The sequence below is a fragment of the Funiculus sociatus GB2-C1 genome, from assembly GCF_039962115.1.
In the GTDB taxonomy this organism is placed as follows: Bacteria; Cyanobacteriota; Cyanobacteriia; order Cyanobacteriales; family FACHB-T130; genus Funiculus; species Funiculus sociatus.
Genome location: NZ_JAMPKJ010000009.1, coordinates 105688 through 120759, shown reverse-complemented (window position 1 = coordinate 120759; position 15072 = coordinate 105688). Strand labels below are relative to the sequence as shown.

Below are 15072 nucleotides of genomic sequence, written 5' to 3'. Positions count from 1 at the left end.
TTTTAGGTCTTAGCTTCTATGGCTTGCTTAATGAACCGTCTTTCTATTTTTGTAGACGGGAACAATATGTTCTACGCTCAACAAAAAAATGGTTGGTTTTTTGATCCTAGAAGGGTGTTGGAATATTTCAAAAAAGAACAGCCAGAAACAACACTCATCAATGCCTTCTGGTACACAGGGCTTAAAGATCCGCAGGATCAGCGGGGATTTCGAGACGCACTAATTAGTTTAGGGTATACCGTTCGCACTAAAATTCTCAAAGAATACTACGATGATACATCTGGGCGCTATTCCCAGAAAGCAAATTTAGATATTGAAATTGTCGTAGATATGTTTAATACAGTAGAGCAGTACGACAGGGTAGTTTTATTTAGTGGGGATGGCGATTTTGAAAGAGCCATCGAACTATTACGTTCCAAAAATACTCATATCACAGTGGTTTCTACAGAAGGAATGATAGCTAGAGAGCTGCGAAACGCTACAGATCGTTACATAGACTTAAATGATATTCGGGATCATATTGAGAAGACTGAATATTAGCTAATGACTAATGGGGATGAAAAATTACCAATTAGGTATTAGAAATTGATCGAGAACAACTGACAACTGACCAATTACTATGGAAAATCAATCAAACCAAGGCAGAATCGTAATTTTCGATACCACTCTTCGGGATGGCGAACAGTGTCCCGGAGCCACCCTAAATGTAGACGAAAAGTTGAGCATTGCGCGACAACTGGCGCGTTTAGGCGTGGATGTAATTGAAGCGGGTTTTGCTTATGCAAGCCCTGGGGATTTTGAGGCTGTGCAGAAAATTGCTAAAACAGTAGGGACAGAAGATGGCCCAGTTATCTGTAGTTTGGCAAGAGCAATTAAAGCGGATATCGAAGCAGCAGCCGAAGCGCTAAAACCAGCGGCGAAGGGTAGAATTCACACGTTTATTTCGACATCAGATATTCACTTGGAGTATCAGCTAAGAAAATCTAGGGCTGAAGTGTTAGCGATCGCAGAAGAAATGGTCGCTTATGCCAAATCCTTCATGGACGATGTAGAATTCTCTCCAATGGATGCAGCACGTTCTGACCCAGAGTTTCTTTACCAAGTGCTAGAAAGAACAATTGCTGCTGGTGCGAAAACTGTTAACATTCCCGATACTGTGGGTTACATGACTCCCAGCGAATTTGGGGATTTAATTCGGGGAATTAAAGAAAACGTTCCCAACATTGACCAAGCAATTATTTCAGTTCACGGTCACAACGATCTAGGTTTGGCTGTAGCTAACTTCTTGGAAGCTGTGAAAAATGGAGCGCGTCAGCTGGAATGTACTATTAACGGCATTGGCGAACGTGCTGGAAATGCTTCTTTAGAAGAATTGGTGATGGCTCTCCATGTGCGTCGGCAATATTACAATCCATTTTTGGGACGTTCAGAAGATTCAGAAGAACCGCTGACAAATATTGATACGCGCCAAATTTACAAGACATCCCGATTAGTTTCTAATTTGACTGGGATGTTGGTGCAGCCAAATAAAGCAATTGTCGGCGCGAATGCCTTTGCTCACGAGTCAGGAATTCACCAGGATGGGGTTCTAAAAAACAAACTGACTTATGAAATCATGGATGCCCAATCCATCGGATTAACAGATAATCAGATTGTATTAGGCAAACATTCTGGCCGCCATGCCTTCAGCGCCAGACTTAAAGAATTGGGCTTTGAACTAACTGATAGCGAGTTAAATAAAGCATTTCTGAAGTTCAAAGAATTGGCGGATAAAAAGAAAGAAATCACCGACTGGGATTTGGAAGCGATCGCTAACGACGAAACCCAACAAGCTCCCGAAATTTTCCGCTTAGAATTGGTGCAGGTATCCTGCGGCAGCAACTCCCAGCCCACAGCCACAGTAACACTCCGCACTCCCGCAGGTGAAGAACTAACTGATGCCGCTATTGGTACGGGGCCAGTAGATGCCGTGTATAAGGCAATCAACCGTGTGGTGAACGTACCCAACCAACTGATTGAGTTTTCCGTTCAATCTGTAACTGCCGGAATTGATGCTATCGGGGAAGTAACCATTCGCCTGAAGCACGGAGAACGGGTATTTTCCGGTCATGCGGCGAACACCGATATCATCGTTGCCTCCGCCCAAGCTTATCTCAACGCCTTGAATCGCCTTTACTCAGCTTTACAAGCTCAGGAAGGACGGGAACCCGTGACTTATCAGAAATTGTAAACGTAGGCGCAGAGCTTGACACAAAGGTACGCAGAGTAAGAAAATCCTTTGCGTACCTTTGCTTTTATTTCTTAATACCAACCATGAAAGAAGATATTTTTGACAAAGAGAAAAAATTTCACGATCAATGGGCATCTACTATAGATGTAGAAGGAATTAAAGTTAAAGATTACTTTGAAGCTTGTACCGCGCCAGAAAATCGATTTATCCTCAAGCAATTAGGGGATATTAGAGGTAAGCGACTTTTAGATTTAGGGTGTGGTGCTGGTGAAAATAGCGTCTATTTTGCCAGGAAAGGGGCCCTATGCTTAGCATCTGATTATTCTCCGGGTATGGTGGAAGTGGCACTGCAACTGGCAGCTGCTAATGGGGTGGAGATTGAGGGGCGAACTATGAATGCGATCGCTCTCGATTGCCCTGATAATAGTTTTGATATCGTCTACGCCTCGAATTTGCTGCACCATTTGCCTAATCCGAAACTCGCTATTAGGGAAATGCACCGGGTTCTCAAGCCTGGTGGAAAAGCTTGTTTTTGGGACCCTTTGAAGCACAATCCAGTTATTAATGTTTATCGGCGGATGGCTACTAAGGTGCGAACTGAAGATGAAACACCCCTGGATATTAATATTGTCAATTTTGTCAAATCCGAGTTTTCAGAAACGTCTTATGATACGTTTTGGCTAGCGACCCTGTGGATTTTCTTGCGCTTCTATTTGATTGAAAAAGTCGATCCAAATAAGGAGCGTTACTGGAAGAAAATTATTATTGAACAGGAAAGATTAAAGCCGACATATCAGCGATTAGAAACGCTAGATAGTGTAGTAAAAAATATTCCTTTAATGAAGCGTTTTGCTTGGAATTTGGCTGTGGTGGCGACGAAATAAATTTAACGGTAGAGGACGCGATCGCGCTTTCAAATACTGAAAATTTGCGTTAAATCTAGTACAAATCCAGATAGCACTTCTTCACCAGATAAAGTTGTAGGAGACTCGATAATTTCTACTTCCCGATCTTGTCGATAAATCTCCACACGTTGATTTTGTGGATCAATTAACCACCCCAAACGACAGCCATTGTCAAGGTATTCTTGCATTTTCTCTCTTGCTTTAGACAGAGAATCACTTGCAGAACGCAATTCCAGCACAAAGTCAGGACAAAGGGGTGGAAATTCTGCTTTTTGTTCAGCAGTTAAAGCATCCCAGCGTTCTTGCTTTACCCAACTGATATCAGGAGAACGAGTTGCACCATTGGGTAATTTAAAACCAGTTGAGGAGTCGAAAGCAACACCCTGATTTGTTTGGCGATTCCATAGCCAAAGCTGACCGTTTAAGCTAAAGTTACGTCTACCAGTTTCTCCGCCAGTTGGTGGCATAACTATCAGTTCTCCTTGTGCAGTTAGTTCCAGTCTTAAATCTGGATTTGCCAGACAAATTTGATAAAATTGTTCATCTGTCAGCTTAACAGCAGAAGGTATATTCAAAATTAGGGTATTCATAAATTTACTATTTTCGGCATCTACTACCATTATGTATAATTCTGATACAACATCTTGGCAAGAGGTTCGCGCAGCTTTCAAAAGAATCTGGGGATACGATGATTTTCGTCCGCCACAGGGAGAAATTATTCGCAGTTTATTAGAAAAGCGTGATGCTTTAATTGTGATGCCAACTGGCGGCGGGAAATCTATTTGTTTTCAACTTCCAGCTTTACTTCAATATGGGTTAACGTTGGTGATTTCGCCTTTGGTGGCGCTGATGGAAAATCAAGTGCAAGAATTGCGCGATCGCAAGTTGCCAGCTGCTCTTTTGCATAGTGAATTACCCACTTGGGAACGCAAGAAAACTCTGCAAAATTTGGAAAAGTTACGGCTATTGTATTTGTCGCCAGAAACTTTGCTGAGTGCGCCAGTGTGGGAAAAGTTGTGTCAACCGCAGCTAGAAATTAATGGATTAATTTTGGATGAGGCGCATTGCTTGGTGCAGTGGGGAGAAACTTTTCGCCCAGCTTATAGAAGATTGGGTGCAGTGCGTCCAGCTCTGTTAAAATCAAAGCCAGCTGGTACCAAAATAGCGATCGCAGCCTTCACCGCCACAGCCGATCCAAAAGCTAGAGCAACCATCCAGCAAGTCTTACAACTACAAAAACCCGCTGCTTTCCAAATAAGTCCTTATCGGCAAAATCTGCACCTTAAAGTTCAAACTATTTGGACACCCAGAGGTCGCCGCCAAGGGATGTTAAAGTTTATTCAGGCAAGACCAAACCAAGCAGGCTTAGTTTACGTCCGCACACGGCGAGATAGCGAAGAATTAACCGAATTGCTACGGCAAAAAGGTTATGCAACAGCAGCTTATCATGCAGGGTTGAGTCCGGAGGAACGTCGCGAAATAGAAGCGAGTTGGCTGGGTGGTAAAATGCCTTTTGTCGTCTGTACTTGTGCCTTTGGTATGGGCATCAATAAGCCTGATGTCCGCTGGGTAATTCACTACCATTCGCCTTTGCTGCTTTCCGAGTACGTGCAGGAAGTTGGGAGAGCTGGACGAGATGGGAAGCCTGCGGAAGCTTTAACATTAGTTAGCGAGGCTACGGGGTGGCTGAACCCGGAGGATAAGCAGAGACGGGAATTTTTTGCGGGAAAGATGCGATCGCAATACCAAGAAGCTCAAGCTATTGCTTCCAAACTACCAACTCAAGGCGAAGTAGCAACGGTGGCGAAGCAGTTTCGCGACGGTGCAATTGCTCTCTCCCTACTCCACAGCGCCGGACAATTAGAATGGCAAAGCCCGTTTCATTATATTCGCCATCAATCAGGAAAATCTTGCTCCTTTGGCGAATTGAACGCGCAGCAGCAGCAGTTTCAGTCTCAAATGACGCAATATCTTACTACACGAGAATGCCGTTGGCAGTTTTTGTTACAAGCTTTTGGCTTTGCAAAAGAGGCGGCTGGGTGGCGATGCGGACACTGCGATAATTGCAATTGAAAAAAGAACCCTACCCTAACCCCATCTCCGCTTGCGGAGAGAGGGCTGGAGGTGGGGTTCCCTTGGAGTTTCGCCTTTAGCCACAGTCTAGCGACGGCGATCGCGCACCTTTTCCACTCGTTTTTCTTTCTCCTGACGGCGATCGCGCACCTTTTCCACTCGTTTTTCTTTCTCCTGACGACGACCAGCGCCGGGCAACTTATTTTCTCGTTTTTCTTTCTCCTGACGACGGCGATCGCGCCACTCCGCCAGCGTCAGATAAACGACACCGCCACTGACTATAAACAGCAACGCAAAGGTAACAAGACCTAAAACACTAACGACAGAAGTTTCCACGATGCTTTTAGAAGCCGTTACGACCCCAAACTACCATTGCAATCGACCACGTAAACAGAACCAGAACCGTCACCCAACCCAACGACAAAATATCCATAGCTATATAGTAAAAACCATTACGAAATGTCTCCAAGCCATATGATAATTCAATCTGAGACTTCTATGGCACTTTATTGGGGATTGGGGATTGGGAAGAATTTTACTCAGCCCCTAGTCCCTAGTCCCTAGTACCCAGCCCCCAGTTCCTAGTCCCTAGTACCCAGCCCCCAGCCCCCAGTCCCCATTATGTTTGATCCAAAAGAGCGAATTGAGTCTATCAAAGCAGGAACCCTAGCGGCAGTGTCCGTTTTCCTGACTTATAGTATTGTCACGCTGGGCAATAATTTACTGTCACAGATACAGATCGCGACCGGTTTTAATTTACTGGTGAAGATAGCGATCGCTCTTTTGAGCGGTTTTCTCTTTGGTGTCACCTACCGCTATATTATTCGGGAAGACCGCAACTCGCATCTCAAAACTGGCGCTGTGTTTGCCTTTGGGTTGGTGCGAGGGTTAGGGCAAATAGAGGTTGGGCTAAATTTCCCCGATACCTTCTGGTTGTATGCTCTACTGGGAGTTGAGAGTATCTTGCTGTTTGCGATCGCTCGTTTCACCCTCGACTTAGCAATTTATCGCAGCTGGCTAAAACCCTTCAAGTCAAGCTAAACTCCTCAAACTCAGCTTGCCCATACATCATATTTCTGTCAACAGCTGACAAAACTTTATTATTAGCAGTATCAGACTCAAGACATCGACAAACCAATTGCGCCACATCAGCCCGATGAATTGTTCCCGCAACTCGCGGATCTTCCGTTAAAACTCCGTTACCAGTTGCAGGTTCAGACTTCAGCCCACCAGGGCGAATAATTGTGTAAATAAGTCCGCTTTCAATCAAATATTGCTCAGCTTTCTCTTTTTCTATTAAAACTGGTTTTAGAGTTTCTAAAGCTTGCGGCGGCAAAGCAACAACACTATTGCCACTGCCAATAGAAGAAACTAAGATAAACTTTTTCACCCCCGCTTTCACCGCCGCATCTATGAGATTTTTGTTGCCCAAATAATCAGCCCTTTCGCCGTCTTTAGGTAAACCGCCAATGGTACTAATTACAGCATGAATCGATTCTCCCAGCATTGCCTGCTCCACAGAGGCAACATTTAGGGCATCTCCCATTACTACTTTAATTCCAATCCCTTCCAAATCAGCGCGAGACTGATCGGAGCGCAACATTGCCTTTACCTTTTGATTTTCCCCTGTTAAGTAATTGGCAATTTCTCTACCTACACCCCGACTTGCCCCACCTATAAAAATGTATGATTCAGCCATCATCTGCAAATTCCTACAAACAACTCAAAACTTTTCTTCTTGCCACCATCACCAGCCAAGATTGAGCCTCGCAGGGCAAACCAGGCGGACGATAGTAGTGGTGCAAAATTTCAAAATCAGCTTTTTCTAGACAAGCAGTTAAAGTTTCATATTCCCAACCAACAACATAACGATAACCAGTTGGACGAACGCTATAACCCTCATCATCGCCGCGACAAATAGAAATAACAATTGCGCCGCCAGGAACAAGTGTTTGATGCAAATCTTTCAACACCCTAACCATTTCCGCACGGGGAACGTGAAGCAAAGAAGCATTGGCAAAAATGCCATCAAAAGTTTCTGGAGGTAACTCAAGCCGGAGAAACGACTGTTGCCAAACCTCACAATCTGCCGCCTGTTGCGCCATCTCCACAAACGCTGGTGTGGCATCCAAACCAATCACCGTATGCCCCTGACGCTTAAAAGCAACCAAGTCACGCCCAGGCCCACAGCCTAAGTCGAGTATCTTACCAGGTATCTTAGGCATAGCCGCTACCAGAGCATCGCGATTTTGAGAGACATCGTGATCCCAAGTTCCATCCCGGAAAGATTCCGCCGTCGCCTGGTACTCCGCAATTGTCAGATGCTCGTGTTGTTCCACACTCCCTCCCTTTCCTCAAACATACTAAAATCTTAGAGGATGTCTGAGAAGTGTCAAAAATTAGCTTGATCCCCCCAGCACCCTTTGTTCAGAGGGATTTAAGGGAATCTCCACCCTCTAAGCGTCTCGATTATGACTTTTCAGACATCCTCTTACCAGCACTAATCGCATTGATTTGAGCAGTATTGATGTAGGCAACATTGGTTTGGGCAACAGTGGCTAACCCCGTAATCGAGAGGGGACTTCCTGCCAGAATAGTGGGACTGCGATCAAACCAGCTATCAACTGAATGCCACCAAAGATCGCAAGAGAAGGCCCAAATCCAAAGCGCAGTAGCTCTCCAAATATGAAACTGCCTACACCAAATCCAGTAAAGAGAGTAAATACCTTCAGTCCCATCGTTTGCCCCAAATTGTTGTCATCTCCGAGATCGGTCACAATTCCGACAAACAACGGTTGAGTCAGGTCATACCCTAAAGACAAAATAAGAACTGCGATCGTCGTTCCGATTGGCGGAATCTCAAAAATCATTCCAATCCCAGCCAGAGCAGCCATGACCAACCCGGCTGGAACTAGCCAACGCCGTCCCCACCGATCCACGGCTTGACCAATTAGAGAACTCAGCAATAATCCGGGAATGCCGTACCCAAGAATGTTTAAACCAATGCTCAAGGCATCCATGTTGTACCGTTGCGATAAATACAACCCTAGCCATGTATATACCCCAGAGTGGTAAATACCATTCCACAGAACATAAATATATGTACGTTTTCCCCGAAAGGTGGCTAATATCTGGCTGTATCCCCTAAATATTTGGCGAATAGTCGGTAATTTCGTGACTTTTGGTGTATCAAATAAAGAGCCGTAAGGATGAAGCCGCCAAAGGACAACAGCAGCAAGCACAGCAGTACCTATAAAGAGCGATCGCCAACCGACAAATGGCTCAAGAATCGCTCCCCCCGCAGAGCCTGCTGCCATTCCCCCTTCCATTGCTGCAAACACCAATCCTAGCTTGCCACCTCGCTGATTAAACGGGAATAAATCGCCAATTAAGGCGAAGGTAAGAGGAATCACACCACTTGCTCCAATCCCGGTTAATAGCCGCCAGGTTGCCATCTGCGAAGCAGTTTGAGCGGTGGCAGTTAAAGCAGTGCAAATGACAAAAAGAGCAAGCGAGATGCGAATAATAGACCATCGACCAAAGCGATCGGACAGGAGGCCGAAGAATAATGCCATCAGTGCATAGGACAGCATATAGGCTGGAACGATAAAGCCGATTTCCTGAACCGGAACATTAAAAACTTCAGCCAAACGTGGAATCAGGGGAGCAATCATGTACCCCTGTAGAAAAATTAGCCCCGCCGCGATTGAAAGCAATAAAAACAGGTCTTTATGCTGCTTTAGGCGAATCCCGAGATCGGCTGATTCGGTATGGGGTAAGTGATTAAAAGATTCTTTGGATTTCGGCATTGATTTGGGAGATTTCAACTCACATCACATTTCACAGACGACTAAAATCTGAGAACTTAGCTGGAGTGCCAACGCCAGCAACCAAAGGCAATAGCCTGGTGAAAGCTTGGAATGCCTTCCCAACTCTAGAACTCACAAGTTTTGCAGGTGTAGAAGCTATTTGTTAATGTCAGGATAACTTGATAGATGTCATGATTTAAATAAAAATTGTATATTTAGATACAGAATTTTTTATATGAATTATTAAAGCAGGCTATCCACAAAGCTAGAACTTACCAGAAATCTTTTAATCCCACAAAGTTGTTTTATGGCTGTGCGATCGCATTCAATTTCCCAATGAATCGAATGTGTAGCGAGAAAATCTACACATTCAAGTCGGCTTCGTAAACGAAAAATCCCCGAAATGCTATTTCGGGGATTCTCAAGAAGATTAAAAAGGTTACAAAAACTCCCATCCAGTGCCTTGATATCCGAAGTGGAAGATGTCTGGATGGATAATTTCGGCTAATATCTCCAAAGAGTCTACTAATCTAGGGCCGGGACGGTTGAAGTAGGCGTTGCCATCGGTAAGATAGATTCTGCCAGTTTGTACAGCTTGCAAGCTTTGCCATTCGGGACGCTGAATTACCTCAATTGCTTCAGAACGGGTGCGGCTTAAGTCGAAACCACAGGGCATGAAGATAATTATGGCAGGGTTTGCGATCGCCATCTCTTCCCACTTCAACCACGGAGAATGCTCTCCCGCAACACCAAACAGCGATTCTCCTCCCGCCATTTTGACTAATTCTGGAATCCAATTTCCCGCCGCCATCAATGGATCGATCCACTCGATACAAGCAACAGTGGGACGAGTTGTTAAGGATAGCGATCGCGTCTTTTCCACACAACCATCAATCCGAGATTGTAACCCAGTCAGAACTGGTTGCGATTCCACCCCCAAAGCCGCAGCAACTCTGGCAATATCATCCCAGACATCGCTCAAGAAATTGGGCTGTAACGAAATAATTTGCGCCTGACTATGGGTAAGACTGGCAACAGCTTTCTCAACTTCTGCCAGACTAACAGCACACACTTCACATTGAGCTTGAGTAACAATGTGCGTAGGTTGCAGCTGTTCTAGAATGTCGGTTTCAACTTTATAGACACTCAGAGCCGATTGCAACAAATCCGTAACGCGATCGTGAATTTCTGGACTGCTGCCTTCAGGATTAAATTTAGGCTGAGTACAGACAGGTAGATTTTGGATTTCTCTTGGATAGTCGCATTCATGCGATCGCCCAACAATAGCATCAGTCAGCCCCAATATCGCTAAAATTTCGGTAGCACTCGGAATAAGAGAGACAAGTTTCAATTCTTTTTGTTTCATTATTTTTTAGTCAATTCATCAATTGTCAGTGATTAGGATCACTTCTTATTAGAAAAATAACTAAGTATGTAGACATAATTAAACTAAACATCTGATATAGGGAATGCTTGAGGAACGAAACCCAACATTGACTGGGGTTTGATAGGTAACGCTCGCGTCGTACCCATAATAATTATATCCATCTACTTATAACAATCCTAAATCCTCCATAAAATCGTCTGTCTCTCTTCTTTCTCTTCCTTGGCGCTCTTTGCGTTCTTTGCGGTTCATTATTTTCTCCAACTCCGGCAAGCATTTCTATAACAACTTAAAACTAACAACATACACTATCAAAGCCAACCCAAAATTATGCAGCAAACTAACTTGCGTCTGAGCAAATACCTGCAATCAATCTCTCAATCTGCCAGTATTATTGTATTTGCAATTGGCTGTCTTGTCATAATCGGATGGATTTTTGACATTACCATCCTCAAGAGCGTTTTTCCGGGATTTGTGACAATGAAAGCCAACGCAGCACTTTTGTTTATCCTCGCAGGTGCTTCCCTGTATAAAGAAGGCAAGAGGCGAAAGGTAAAAATGAATAAACTGGAAATTGGCGAATTTTCAAAAGTTAATAGTCAAGATTCAAGAGTCCCGATTTATCATTTAGTTTTACCTTTTATCGTTGCTTTAATTGGTTTATTGACGTTGATACAATATGGGTTTAGCGTAGACTTCGGTATCGATAAATTACTGATAAAAGACTCAATTAATGCCATTCACAGTTTCCCTCCAGGCAGGATGGCATTTAATACAGCTCTAAATTTTCTCATTCTTGGCGTTTCCCAGATATTACTATTAAGAAAACGTCCCAATTATCATTTTGCTCAGATGTTGAGCATCGCGGCTTTTTTAGTCGGATGGCTGGCTTTTTTGGGGTATTTATATGGCATTTCCTCATTTTACGGAATTAGTGTCTACACCAAAATAGCGCTGCACAGTGCGATCGCGTTCATGCTGTTGAGTATCGGGATTTTATTTGCTTGTCCGGACAAAGGATTGATGGCGGTCATCACCAGCAATAACGCTGGCGGCATGATGGCGAGGCGTTTATCTTTAGCTGTAATTCTGATTCCGCCAATCTTATCGTGGTTTATCCTCGTCGGTTATCGTCACGATAAGGTTAATGCCGAAGAAGGATTTACAGTAATTGGAGTGATGAATCTGGTGATTTTTAGTATTTTGATTTGGGGAAATGCCAAATCATTAAATACTATAGACGAGCAGCGGCAAAAAGCAGAAGAGGAACTTCGCCAACTCAATGCAGAACTGGAGGAGCGAATCGAGCATAACATGACAGAATTGAAACGCTCTAACGAACAATTAGCAAGTGAAATCGTCGAACGTCAACAAGCTTTAGTGGCGCTACAGGAGAGTGAAGAACGCTTCCGTCAGATTACTAATAATATCCGGGAAGTATTCTGGATGAGTGACCCGGATAAGAACAAGATAATCTACATTAATCCTGCATACGAAGAAATTTGGGGACGCACGCGAGAGAGTCTTTACGAGCAACCTAAATCTTTTGTGGATGCTATCCATGAGGAAGATCGCGATCGCATCCTCGCTGATTTCGCCAAACAAGCTTCAGGCGAGTATGATGAACAATACCGGATTATTCAGCCAAACGGTCAACAATGCTGGATACGCGATCGCGCTTTCCCCATTCGTAATGCCCAAGGGCAAGTTTACCGTATTGTCGGCATTGCCGAAGATATTAGCGATCGCCAACAAGTAGAGTCAGCGTTGCGAAAAGCCACCGAAGAATTAGAAATTCGCGTTCAAGAAAGAACGGCAGAACTAGCATTAGCTAATGCAGATTTGCAAGAGCAAATACAAGAACGTAAAGCAGCGGAAGCGGCTTTGCAAAGGACAACCAGCCTGCAACGGGCAATTTTAGATGGTGCCAATTACACAATTATTTCTACTTCAGTAGATGGCACAATTCTTACCTTTAATCGAGCGGCTGAAGCCTTATTAGGATATGCTGCCGAAGAAGTAGTGGGGAAAACAACCCCCGCCATATTTCATGATACAGAGGAATTAAAGCAGCGATCGCTCTTGCTTGGGGAACAAGCGGAGCAGTTCCCATTATTCGAGGTTCTTATTGCCAAAGCTCGTCTCGGAGAAACAGACGAGCAGGAGTGGACTTATATCTGTAAAGATGGCCGCCGTTCTAGAATGCTGCTGTCGGTGACAGCTTTACACGACGCAGAGGGGAACATCACCGGGTTTCTGGGAATTGGCAGCGACATCACTGAGAGTAAAAAGGCTCAGGAGGAACTGAGAGAAAGCCAACAGCGCCTACAGGCAATTTTAGATAACTCCCCAGCGTTCATTTACTTAACTGATACTCAGAATAAATACCAGTTGGTCAATCGCAGGTATGAAGAATTGTTCCGGGTTCCTAAAGAGCAGATTGTAGGTAAAAGCCTGTACGACATTTGGCCATTGGAGATAGCCGATAGATTTGCCGAAAATAACTTGAATGTACTTCAAGCCACAACTTCTTTAGAGATTGAAGAAAGTGTTCCTCTTGACGACGGGATACACACTTATCTTTCCATCAAATTTCCCCTTTATGACTCTAGTGGTGTCCCTTATGCCGTTTGTGGCATTTCCACCGACATCACCCAGCGCAAACAAGCCGAGGAAGCTTTACAAAAACTGAATGCAGAGCTTGAGAGCAGAGTAAAAGAGCGTACATCTGAGCTAACGCTGGCTAATGAACACTTAAAAATTGAAATCCTTGAGCGCCAGATAGCCGAGGAGCGACTACAACATCTACTCACTTCTAGCCCAGCTGTAATCTATAGCTGCAAGGCTTCAAATGATTACGGTGCCACCTTCATTAGCGAGAACGTCATCTCGCAACTTGGCTATGAAGCGCGGGAATTTATCGAGGATTCCGGCTTCTGGATGAACCATATTCACCCGGAGGATAGACCGGATATTCTTGCTGGGCTGTCAAACCTATTTGAGCGCGGGCATCATAATCATGAATACCGCTTCCTACGTCCGGATGGTACCTATCGCTGGATGCACGACGAATTAAAACTGGTGCGGGATGAAGCTGGCAACCCGATAGAAGTTGTCGGTTCTTGGTGGGACATTACCGAACGCAAGCTCTCAGAAGAAGAACGCGCCCACCTTTTGTTGCGGGAACAGGCTGCTCGTGAGTTGGCTCAGGCAAACGAGCAACGCTATCGTTCTTTAGCCGAAGCGATGCCACAGATCGTGTTTTCTGCACAGCCAGATGGTAGTTGCGATTACTTCAATCAGCGCTGGGTTGATTATACTGGTTTAACTCTACAAGAAAGTCTGGGCTACAAATGGGTATCTGCGGTGCATCCGGATGATCGACAGCAAATTCGCCGCGACTGGTATCACGCTGTTGGCAGGGGCATAAGTTACGAAGGCGAACATCGCCTGAAGCGATCGCTTGATGGACAATATCGCTGGCACCTGAATCGGATAGTGCCTCTGCATGACCAGGATGGGCAGATTGTCAAGTGGCTCGGAACTTCTACAGATATCCACGATCGCAAGCAGATGGAGTCGGCCCTGCGAGAAAGTGAGACGCGGTTTAGGCGGGTTGTTGATTCCAACATGATTGGCATCAACTTCTGGGATGTTTTCGGCAACGTTACCGAAGCCAACGATGCTTTTTTGGGGATGATCGGCTACACGCGGGAGGATTTGCTTTCCGGGAAAGTGCTTTGGAAAGACATGACACCTCTGGAATACAAAGCGCTGGATGAGCAAAAACTCCAAGAGGTAGCAGCTACCGGAATTTGTACACCTTTCGAGAAGGAATTCATTCGCGCTGATGGCAGGCGCGTCCCGGTTCTGATTGGTGGCGCTCTTCTCGAAGGAAATGAATATCAAGGTGTGTGCTATATCATCGATATTACCGAGCGTAAGCAGATGGAGGAGACACTTTCTAAACAGGCACAAGAACTAGCCCGCTCCAATGCTGAACTGGAAGAATTTGCTTATGTCGCTTCCCACGACTTGCAGGAGCCGTTGCGAATGGTTGCCAGCTATACCCAGCTTTTGTCTCGGCGTTACAAAGGGAAACTAGATGAAGATGCCGACGAATTTATTACATTCGCGGTAGATGGTGCCAACCGGATGCAAAGGTTGATTAAAGATTTGCTGGAGTATTCGCGAGTGGGAACGCGAGGCAACGAGTTTGATCCCGTCGAGTGCGAGGATGTGTTACACGAAGCGATCGCTAATCTGGAATTCGCTATTGATGAAAGTAACGCCATCATCACTTACGATCCGTTACCCACGGTTAGGGGAGATAGTACGCAACTCGGTCAACTGTTACAGAACTTGATCGGCAATGCTATCAAGTTTCGCCAAGATACTCCCCCTCGGATTCACATTGGTGTCCAGCCAACAGAGAATGAATGGATCTTCTCAGTTCGCGATAACGGCATTGGTCTAAATCCCCAAGAGTGCGATCGCATCTTTGTCATTTTTCAACGCTTACACGCTCGCGAAGCTTATCCCGGAACAGGGATTGGTTTAGCTATCTGCAAAAAAATCGTTGAACGGCACGGCGGACAAATCTGGGTAGAGTCTCAAGTGGGGCAGGGAAGTGTATTTTACTTTACAATTCCCCGAACAGGAGTGCATTAA

14 protein-coding genes are annotated in these 15072 nt (G+C 44.9%); 7 read left to right on the top strand and 7 right to left on the bottom strand.

The window, feature by feature from the left end; genetic code table 11:
- Window positions 1-18: 18 nt before the first annotated feature.
- From labA to NDI42_RS06965, 3 genes are all read left to right on the top strand, one after another.
- A complete protein-coding gene (gene labA, locus NDI42_RS06975) occupies window positions 19-540 on the top strand; it encodes a low amplitude/bright protein LabA (protein WP_190417704.1) in 522 nt (173 codons plus the stop codon).
- Between the two features lie 79 nt (window positions 541-619).
- Entirely contained in the window at window positions 620-2230 is a 1611-nt protein-coding gene (locus NDI42_RS06970; RefSeq protein WP_190459626.1) for a 2-isopropylmalate synthase, read from the top strand.
- An 83-nt stretch (window positions 2231-2313) separates the two neighbouring features.
- The gene (locus tag NDI42_RS06965) at window positions 2314-3114 is read left to right on the top strand and encodes a class I SAM-dependent methyltransferase (protein WP_190459625.1); all 801 of its coding nucleotides are present in this window, start codon (window positions 2314-2316) and stop codon (window positions 3112-3114) included.
- 29 nt (window positions 3115-3143) lie between these two features.
- Here NDI42_RS06965 and NDI42_RS06960 read toward each other — a convergent pair whose 3' ends face one another.
- Entirely contained in the window at window positions 3144-3725 is a 582-nt protein-coding gene (locus NDI42_RS06960; protein ID WP_190459622.1) for a Uma2 family endonuclease, read from the bottom strand.
- Between the two features lie 31 nt (window positions 3726-3756).
- Here NDI42_RS06960 and NDI42_RS06955 point away from each other — a divergent pair, with 31 nt between their 5' ends.
- A complete protein-coding gene (locus NDI42_RS06955; RefSeq protein ID WP_190459620.1) occupies window positions 3757-5208 on the top strand; it encodes a RecQ family ATP-dependent DNA helicase in 1452 nt (483 codons plus the stop codon).
- A gap of 87 nt (window positions 5209-5295) precedes the next feature.
- Here the strand turns inward: NDI42_RS06955 and NDI42_RS06950 are convergent, their stop codons facing one another.
- Window positions 5296-5544 carry a hypothetical protein gene (locus tag NDI42_RS06950; RefSeq protein WP_190417775.1) on the bottom strand — a complete coding sequence of 83 codons (249 nt, stop codon included), beginning with the start codon at window positions 5542-5544 and terminating at the stop codon, window positions 5296-5298.
- A 7-nt stretch (window positions 5545-5551) separates the two neighbouring features.
- Entirely contained in the window at window positions 5552-5641 is a 90-nt protein-coding gene (gene petN, locus NDI42_RS06945; protein ID WP_190417696.1) for a cytochrome b6-f complex subunit PetN, read from the bottom strand.
- Between the two features lie 188 nt (window positions 5642-5829).
- On the opposite strand from petN, the gene NDI42_RS06940 reads away from it, so the two are divergent.
- Window positions 5830-6249: a hypothetical protein gene (locus NDI42_RS06940; RefSeq protein ID WP_190459618.1), complete on the top strand. Its 420-nt coding sequence runs from the start codon at window positions 5830-5832 to the stop codon at window positions 6247-6249.
- On the opposite strand, the gene NDI42_RS06935 is transcribed toward NDI42_RS06940, so the two are convergent.
- From NDI42_RS06935 to NDI42_RS06925, 3 genes are all read right to left on the bottom strand, one after another.
- Window positions 6236-6910: an SDR family oxidoreductase gene (locus NDI42_RS06935; protein ID WP_190459616.1), complete on the bottom strand. Its 675-nt coding sequence runs from the start codon at window positions 6908-6910 to the stop codon at window positions 6236-6238. The genes NDI42_RS06940 and NDI42_RS06935 overlap by 14 nt on opposite strands.
- Window positions 6911-6920: 10 nt before the next feature.
- Complete coding sequence (locus tag NDI42_RS06930; RefSeq protein ID WP_190459615.1) at window positions 6921-7547, bottom strand: methyltransferase domain-containing protein; 627 nt, start codon at window positions 7545-7547, stop codon at window positions 6921-6923.
- Between the two features lie 219 nt (window positions 7548-7766).
- Window positions 7767-9017 carry an MFS transporter gene (locus NDI42_RS06925; protein ID WP_190459613.1) on the bottom strand — a complete coding sequence of 417 codons (1251 nt, stop codon included), beginning with the start codon at window positions 9015-9017 and terminating at the stop codon, window positions 7767-7769.
- Here NDI42_RS06925 and NDI42_RS06920 point away from each other — a divergent pair.
- On the top strand, window positions 9017-9184 hold the full coding sequence (locus NDI42_RS06920; protein ID WP_348231386.1) for a hypothetical protein: 168 nt from the start codon (window positions 9017-9019) through the stop codon (window positions 9182-9184). The two genes, NDI42_RS06925 and NDI42_RS06920, sit on opposite strands and share 1 nt — an antisense overlap.
- A gap of 272 nt (window positions 9185-9456) precedes the next feature.
- Here NDI42_RS06920 and NDI42_RS06915 read toward each other — a convergent pair whose 3' ends face one another.
- The gene (locus NDI42_RS06915; protein ID WP_190459611.1) at window positions 9457-10383 is read right to left on the bottom strand and encodes a cobalamin-binding protein; all 927 of its coding nucleotides are present in this window, start codon (window positions 10381-10383) and stop codon (window positions 9457-9459) included.
- Window positions 10384-10731: 348 nt separating this feature from the next.
- On the opposite strand from NDI42_RS06915, the gene NDI42_RS06910 reads away from it, so the two are divergent.
- Window positions 10732-15072 (top strand): PAS domain S-box protein, encoded by a 4341-nt coding sequence (locus tag NDI42_RS06910; protein ID WP_190459609.1) that lies wholly within the window; start codon window positions 10732-10734, stop codon window positions 15070-15072.

Bases quoted from the DNA above. Each gene is read 5' to 3' on its own strand.
- NDI42_RS06960 (WP_190459622.1), bottom strand. From the start codon at position 3,725: ATGAATACCCTAATTTTGAATATACCTTCTGCTGTTAAGCTGACAGAT.
- NDI42_RS06910 (WP_190459609.1), top strand. From the start codon at position 10,732: ATGCAGCAAACTAACTTGCGTCTGAGCAAATACCTGCAATCAATCTCT.
- NDI42_RS06970 (WP_190459626.1), top strand. From the start codon at position 620: ATGGAAAATCAATCAAACCAAGGCAGAATCGTAATTTTCGATACCACT.
- petN (WP_190417696.1), bottom strand. From the start codon at position 5,641: ATGGATATTTTGTCGTTGGGTTGGGTGACGGTTCTGGTTCTGTTTACG.
- NDI42_RS06965 (WP_190459625.1), top strand. From the start codon at position 2,314: ATGAAAGAAGATATTTTTGACAAAGAGAAAAAATTTCACGATCAATGG.
- NDI42_RS06925 (WP_190459613.1), bottom strand. From the start codon at position 9,017: ATGCCGAAATCCAAAGAATCTTTTAATCACTTACCCCATACCGAATCA.
- NDI42_RS06955 (WP_190459620.1), top strand. From the start codon at position 3,757: ATGTATAATTCTGATACAACATCTTGGCAAGAGGTTCGCGCAGCTTTC.
- labA (WP_190417704.1), top strand. From the start codon at position 19: ATGGCTTGCTTAATGAACCGTCTTTCTATTTTTGTAGACGGGAACAAT.
- NDI42_RS06935 (WP_190459616.1), bottom strand. From the start codon at position 6,910: ATGATGGCTGAATCATACATTTTTATAGGTGGGGCAAGTCGGGGTGTA.
- NDI42_RS06940 (WP_190459618.1), top strand. From the start codon at position 5,830: ATGTTTGATCCAAAAGAGCGAATTGAGTCTATCAAAGCAGGAACCCTA.
- NDI42_RS06915 (WP_190459611.1), bottom strand. From the start codon at position 10,383: ATGAAACAAAAAGAATTGAAACTTGTCTCTCTTATTCCGAGTGCTACC.